General features: G+C 68.4%; 3 protein-coding genes and 2 pseudogenes. 4 read left to right on the top strand and 1 reads right to left on the bottom strand.

Annotated elements, in window-relative coordinates; genetic code table 11:
- The 3 genes and pseudogenes from ACTHL9_RS06935 to ACTHL9_RS06925 all read left to right on the top strand — a co-directional run.
- A pseudogene (locus ACTHL9_RS06935) lies at positions 1-303 on the top strand (elongation factor Tu); the annotation flags it as partial.
- Between the two features lie 463 nt (positions 304-766).
- Entirely contained in the window at positions 767-4,558 is a 3,792-nt protein-coding gene (locus tag ACTHL9_RS06930; RefSeq protein WP_440518115.1) for a hypothetical protein, read from the top strand.
- Positions 4,559-4,622: 64 nt separating this feature from the next.
- Positions 4,623-4,748, top strand: coding sequence for a hypothetical protein (locus ACTHL9_RS06925; RefSeq protein ID WP_440518114.1), 126 nt, complete (start codon positions 4,623-4,625; stop codon positions 4,746-4,748).
- Positions 4,749-4,758: 10 nt separating this feature from the next.
- On the opposite strand, the gene ACTHL9_RS06920 is transcribed toward ACTHL9_RS06925, so the two are convergent.
- Positions 4,759-6,192: a GH1 family beta-glucosidase gene (locus tag ACTHL9_RS06920; RefSeq protein ID WP_440518113.1), complete on the bottom strand. Its 1,434-nt coding sequence runs from the start codon at positions 6,190-6,192 to the stop codon at positions 4,759-4,761.
- 363 nt (positions 6,193-6,555) lie between these two features.
- Here ACTHL9_RS06920 and ACTHL9_RS06915 point away from each other — a divergent pair.
- Positions 6,556-6,618: pseudogene (locus ACTHL9_RS06915) on the top strand (30S ribosomal protein S10); the annotation flags it as partial.

Here is a 6,618-nt window from a genome sequence, read left to right as displayed (position 1 = left end):
AAGCCGGGTTCGATCACCCCGCACACCGACTTCGAGGCGAACGTCTACATCCTCTCCAAGGACGAGGGTGGGCGTCACAACCCGTTCTACTCGAACTACCGCCCGCAGTTCTACTTCCGTACCACGGACGTGACCGGCGTCATCACCCTCCCCGAGGGCACCGAGATGGTCATGCCTGGCGACAACACTGAGATGACCGTTGCGCTCATCCAGCCGATCGCTATGGAAGAGGGCCTCGGCTTCGCCATCCGTGAGGGTGGCCGTACGGTTGGCTCGGGCCGCGTTACCAAGATCCTCAAGTAGTCTTCGCGAGGATTCGGCGGCCTGCTAGCCGCCACTGAGAAGCCCCGCCGCAGCATTGCGGCGGGGCTTTTTCGTCCCGTATTATTCCAACAAGTGGATTAAATGCTGGCGCCTGGGGCGCGGAAGCGGGGGAGTCGTGAGCAATCCTGAGTTCGATGCGTGGTATCAAGCGGGATTCGAGGCCGGGCGGCGCCAGGGCTTCGCGGAGGGCCACCGCTCCGGCTTCTTTGAGGGCCACCGGGCGGGGTGGGAACAAGGGCTGCGCGATGCGGGTGCCGCAGCTCCTCAGCAGCAGCCTGTCCCCACTCCGCGTCACCTCCCCGTTCCGCAGCCCGCACCCACCCCTGGACCGGAGCCGGCGCGGTCCCCCTTGATCGTCCCGGCACGGTCTGGTCCCTCGCGGCACGCGCCAGTCATGACTGAGCCGCCCGTGCTTCGGCCAGTGGGAGAGAATGGGGGCGCAATGGCCGCCCGGCGCCGCGCGCGCCGCGGGGTCCAGAACGCGAACATCGCCCTGTACGTGGCCTCCCTGCTGATCGTGGCGGCGGGTTCGCTGTTCCTCGCGAGCGGGGCCGCGGACATCGCGAGGATTATGGTGCTGATCTGCGCCACCTCGCTGTTCTATGCTGCGGGTCTCGTGGTTCACGCGCGAGTGCCCCGTCTGCGCCCCGCCGCCGTTGCCTTCACCGGCACGGGACTGGCGCTTCTTCCTGTCTCGGGTCTTGCGGTCGATCTGATCTTGGTCCATCGCCCAGCCGTCACCTGGCTCGTCACGAGTCTTGTGGGTCTGGCGGCTTACGGTGCGGCGGCGCTCAGGCTACAGAGCCGCATCCTCGTGTATCTGTCGCTGACATTTGCCTTCTCCGCTGCATGGTCGGGCACGGCCGCTCTCGGCGGCGCTCTGGCGATGGATTTCCTCGCCATCATCATCCTTTCCGCGGCTCTGGGGGTCGTCGCGGCCGCCCGGCCACGATGGGTCGCGCCGATCATGCTGCGTTCGGTGATTCGGCTGCACCCCTATGTCGCCCCTGCGACCTTCGCAGCCGCGACCTTTGCTGCGCCCGCGCTCGAACGCGGGCAGTATCCCGCACTCGTCGGTGCCCTGTGCCTCCACTTCCTGCTCGCGGTGCTGACTCGCGGGCCACTTGTGCTGCGGCGATTCTCGTGGTGGGCGGCGCGTACGACGGCGATCATCGCCGTCGCGACCACCTTCGGCCAAGCGGCGGACTCGGGGGTTTTCGGCGATGGCCTCTTCGCCTTCGACGCTGGGGCCGTCGCCGCGGGCGTCATGACCGCCGCGCAGGTGCTCGCCGTCGGCCTCTTCGACCGGCGCATCTCGACTGGTGTCGGGCTGTCTCGGCGCGGCGTCCGAATTGAGCAGAGCACGGGGGTCGCGATACTGGCCGTGCTTCTCCTTTCGGCGCTGATCGCCTATGCGCTGGATCTCGGCGGGGCGCGGCCCGCCCTCTACGCGCTCGCTGCACTGACGCTCGTGGGCGCCCAGTTCACCGCGTGGCGGCACGGCCGTGCTACAGAAGCGCTGCCGGTCGTGGGAGTCGCCCTCCTTGCCGTCATCGGCGGTCCGCTCGGCCGCGAGTCTGTCGCGGTGCTCTCGCTCGTCGCGACGCTTTACTGGCTCGCTCGTGCTATCTGGCCCTCGGCCCTCGTTCCGTCCGACGACGTGGCGACGGCAGGTTGGGACAGGGGCCGCTGCATCGTCGCTGCGCGGATCGCCTCGGTGTTCGCCGCTCCAGCTGGCGTCAACGCGGTTCTGCCCGACTCGGTCGGCTTCGGCTTCCGTGCGGCCGCCGTGGCCACAGCGGCAGCGCTGATGGCGGCCCTGCAGCTCATCCTCCCTGCCTCGCGCAACACGGAGGCGCTCGGACGGACACCTTTCGCCCACGTTCAGGTCACCGGCTTCATGGCAGCCGCTGCGGTGGGCGGAACTGTTGTCGCCGCGCTGGTCGAGCCACGGCATGGCGCGACGTGGCACGTCATCGCAGCACTGGGCTGCTCGATCGCGGCCTTGGCACTCGCCACGGCGTCGATCGGCAGGCCCGATCCGGAGCGCGGGAGGGTCCTTGGGATTCCCTTCGACGAATGGCTGCCTGTTGCGATGCTGTCAGCGGCGGCATTCGGCCTGTTCACCGCTGATCGGTGGGGCGCGGGGAACAGTGTGCTGGCGACGCTCTGTGTCATCTGCGCTGCGGGCGTCTTGCGGTCATCGACCTCGGCCCGTCGGTTGACGTACGGGTGGGCGACTCGGCTTGCCTCGACTGCCTTCGTCGTCGCCGTGTTCCAGACGGCGGTCCGCGATGGCTGGGTCTTCGCCGTGGCGGGGCAGACCGTCACGGCTGCTCACGTTCTTGCGGTCGTTGCGCTCGCCCAATTAGGGATTCCCCTGATGGCCGAGGTTCGCGCCATCCGGCGCAGGGGCCTTGTCTTCCGCTGGGGCCTCGAGGACGCCTCGGTGGTTCTCGCGGTTGCGACGGCGGGGTGCACCACCACATCCGGTCCGGTCACCTCGGCGCTCATCGTCGGGGCAGCGGTTGGCGCCGCCCTGGCCGGACTCGCGCTTCTCCGTCGTCATGCCGCGGTCGCGGTGGCGCCGAGTGCGTACATCCTGACCATGCTCCTCGCCGCCGGTGATCTGCGGGTCTCCGAGATCCTCACGGCCGTCTTTGCGGTCTACGCGGCGATCGTTGTCCTCCTCAGTCGGGACCGGATGGTCGGCGGAGTCCATCTCGTGGCCGCACGCGTGCTGCCTCTCGTCCTCGTTGCGATGGTGGCTCAGGATGCCACGGCCTCGGCTACCGTGGTGAGCGTCGGCCTCGCGGCAGGTCTCGCCGCGCAGCACGTGGTGCGCCTTCTGCTCCGCGGACGCGCCGCGGACCTTCCGTTCCAGACCGCGACGTACTGGAGCAGCATCGCCGCCCAGCTCGCTCTGCCCGTTGTCTATGCCGTCACGGCCCGCGGGGAGCATATCGGCGGACGCTGGGTGCTCCTCGTGGAATCGCTGCTGCTTGTCGCCAGTGTTCTGCTCACCCTGCGCCGCCAGCCGGCAGCGGGGTATGCCGGAGTCGCCGGGATGCTCATGACCTTGGTCTGGGCCGCCCCGGCGATCGCGTTCCCTCGCGGCCAGTTCCTCGCTCAGCCGCTCGTGACAGGGATAGGCCTGGTACTCGTTGGGTGCCTAGTTGCCCTCGCTCACACCATCGGCATGGTCCTGTGGGACGGGACCCATCGCACCAGCGGAAACCTGAGGTCCTTGTGGCCTTGGACGGCCGGAGCCGCGAGCTTCGCCGTGATCGCAGCGGCGGCCAGTGCCAGAGAGCCAGCGTGGGTCGTCGGCCTCGCGCTCGCCAGCTGCGCGGCAGCGCTCTTTGCGGTCAACAGCGTGTGGGGCCATGTCCCGGCGGCTTCTGGCGTGTCGTTCCCCCTCGGTTGCCTTGCTGGGCTTGCGGCGACGGTCGCCGTCGCCGAGAGTGTCTTCACGCCCCAGACGCCGCCGTGGAATGACGTGCTCATGACACTCGTCGGCGGCGTGCTCCCGGCCGGAATCGGTATGGCGCTCCGGTGGGCAACCATCTGGGCGGCGGCGGACGAACGTCTAGCCGGCCTCGCGCGGCTCGGCGCAGATCCGGTGCGACGCTGGTCGCTCGTGGGGAGCGCCGTCGTCGCCCTCGGCCTTGCGGCCCGCGCCGCCTGGGAGCCCCCAGCCTCCCCAGTCCTGCCCTTCCTAGCCCTTGCCCTCGTCGCCCTGACGGTTCCAGAGCTCCCGCTGCGCTGGAGACGGCTCGCGACGGAGCTCGGGATGGTGGTCGTGGTGGCAGCGATCCAGAGGGCCCTGTTCGCCGGGAGGATGGGGGAGAGCCCCTTCTGGCTTGCTCAGTGGTACATCGTGCTTGCCGCGTCCATAGCAGGCTTGCGCTACGTCTCGATCCAAGCGCGCGCGGGAGCCATCTGGCTCACAACGGCGGCCTCGATGGCGACGCTGACCGGACTTGCGGTGGCGTTCACGGCGGATGGTGCCCAGCAGGTGTGGCTCCTCGTTGTCTTCGCGGGGCTGGTCGGCGCGGGCCTGGCTGTGGGGGAGCGGCGCTTCACCGCGTGGGGAGCCATCGGCGTGCTCGCGTGTGTCCTCTGGGCCGTGCGGGCTTACCCTTACCTGCTTCTCGGTGCCCTCGGCCTTGCCCTCATCGGATTCGCGGTATGGTGGCTCGTCCGATCGCCGAGGGGCACGCTGCTACCGTAGGGCACGCTGCTACCGTAGGAGGAGCCGAGCCTGTGGCCGGCGCACCCTCGGAAAGGACTCGGGCATGGGCTGGATCATCGTCATGGCGCTCGTGGTCGTGCTCGTGGCCGGGTACTTCTACGTCCGGAAGAACTTCAAGAACGAGATCGAGCGGGCCAAGCGCATCCGGCGCGCGAACCGCGGCGAGTAGTGGCCCGACGTCACGCCGCGCTCTGCCGGCGCCGGGCCTGATTGAGGCTTCGCAGCCACTCGAACGATGCTTTGGGCGTGCGCTCGAGCGTGTCGAAGTCAACGTGGACAAGCCCGAAGCGCTGGGAGTACCCGGCGGCCCATTCGAAGTTGTCGAGCAGGGTCCATACGAACCACCCAGCGAGCCGCACGCCGCTGGCCGGGCCGTCAGGCCGCACCGACAGCAGCGCGGATTCCAGATGCGAGGCGAGGTAGTCGATCCGCTCCTGGTCGTCGATCGGCTCGTCCGCGCTGGAGGGCTCCGGGAAGCTCGCGCCGTTCTCCGTCACGAAGATCGGCGGCAGCGCGTCACCGTAGCGGCGGTGCAGCTCGGCGAGCTGCACTCCAATGTGCCCGGGGGCGATCGGCCACCCGAATCCCGTCCGCGGAAACTCGGGGAACTCCGCGAGGTGGAAGGGGAGCTCCTTGAGGGCCTCGATCTCGCCGGCGAGCTCGTTCTCGGGATCCGTTCCGGCCCCGATCCTGACGGGGTAGTAGTAGTTGAGTCCGTAGAAGTCGAGCGGCTGGTGGATCACCTCGAGGTCGCCTTTGCGGATGACCGCGCGGAGGGGCTGGAAGTTTCCCCGGCCCAGCCAGGGAAGCTTCGGGTACCGGCCCAGCAGGACAGGATCCGCATAGATGCCGTTGAACAGCGTGTCGAAGACGCGGGCGTGGAGCTTGTCCAACAGCCGTGAGGACTTCGGATAGACGGGGGCGTGCAGGTTGGTGATCCCCACCTGCCCTCGCGCGCCCGATCCCCTGAGCGCCTGAGTGGCGAGCCCGTGGGCCAGGAGCTGATGGTGCACTGCGGGAAGCGCCCGGTAGAAGAGCTTGCGGCCGGGCGCGTGCAGCCCCAGCGCATAGCCGTTGAGCGTCACGGTGACGGGTTCGTTGAGCGTGATCCAGTGCGGCACGCGGTCCCCGAGGCGCCGCCCTGCCTCCGCCGCATAGTCGGCGAAGCGTTCCGACGTCGCGCGGGACAGCCAGCCTCCATCGCGTTCGAGTGCAAGGGGCGTGTCCCAGTGGTAGAGGGTGACCATAGGACTGACCCCTGCGTGGAGCAGGAGATCGATGAGCCTGTCGTAGAACGCCCAGCCCTTCTCGTTCCAGGGGCCGCGCCCCTCGGGCTGCACCCGGGGCCACGAGATGGAGAGCCGGTACGAGTCGACGCCGAGGTCGCCGAGGAGGGCAACATCCTCCTCGAGCCGGTGATAATGGTCGACGGCGATGGCGGGCGAGGCGCCGTCCTCGATGGCGCCGTCGAGCTCGGCGAAGACATCCCAGCCTGAGGGGCCGCGGCCGTCGTCGTCCACGGCTCCTTCGATCTGGAAAGCCGCGGTAGCGACGCCCAGCGTGAAGTCCGCGGGCAGCATGGCTGCCAAACGGTCGACGGCGAGGCGCGGCATGGGCATATCATCGCCCCGGCCGCCGGGCCTTGGCTACAGGCCGATTGGCTATCGCTCGCGTTCTCTGGCACACTAGATGAGTTGTTCAAGCGCTCCTTCGCGTCCCGATCCGGATAATGCCGGGTGCAGGGTCCAAGCTGGAGCCCAAATATGACCCACCTCCGCAAAGAAGCTACGGGTACGTGCGTGTGCAAATCACGACACGCCCGACCGCGGGGGTCGGAGGGCCGGCTGATTGAGGAACCCGGGAAATCCCGGATTCAGTCAGTGCGGCCTGTGGTGGCCTCGACCTTGAATGCCTCGGCAGCCACGGATAGCTGAAACCGAACAGTGCAGCACTGACATGAAAGCGAGTCGGACGATATGGCGGGACAGAAGATCCGCATCCGGCTGAAGTCGTATGACCACGAGGTCATCGATACTTCG

Origin of the sequence: Sinomonas sp. (genome assembly GCF_051955515.1) — a bacterium.
In the GTDB taxonomy this organism is placed as follows: Bacteria; Actinomycetota; Actinomycetes; order Actinomycetales; family Micrococcaceae; genus Sinomonas.
Note: the sequence above shows the minus strand (reverse complement) of the source record. Positions and strands in the feature narration are given on the sequence as shown.

What these genes read in the sequence shown, in the direction of transcription:
- ACTHL9_RS06930 (WP_440518115.1), top strand. Translation starts at nt 767, where the DNA reads ATGGCCGCCCGGCGCCGCGCGCGCCGCGGGGTCCAGAACGCGAACATC.
- ACTHL9_RS06925 (WP_440518114.1), top strand. Translation starts at nt 4,623, where the DNA reads ATGGGCTGGATCATCGTCATGGCGCTCGTGGTCGTGCTCGTGGCCGGG.
- ACTHL9_RS06920 (WP_440518113.1), bottom strand. Translation starts at nt 6,192, where the DNA reads ATGCCGCGCCTCGCCGTCGACCGTTTGGCAGCCATGCTGCCCGCGGAC.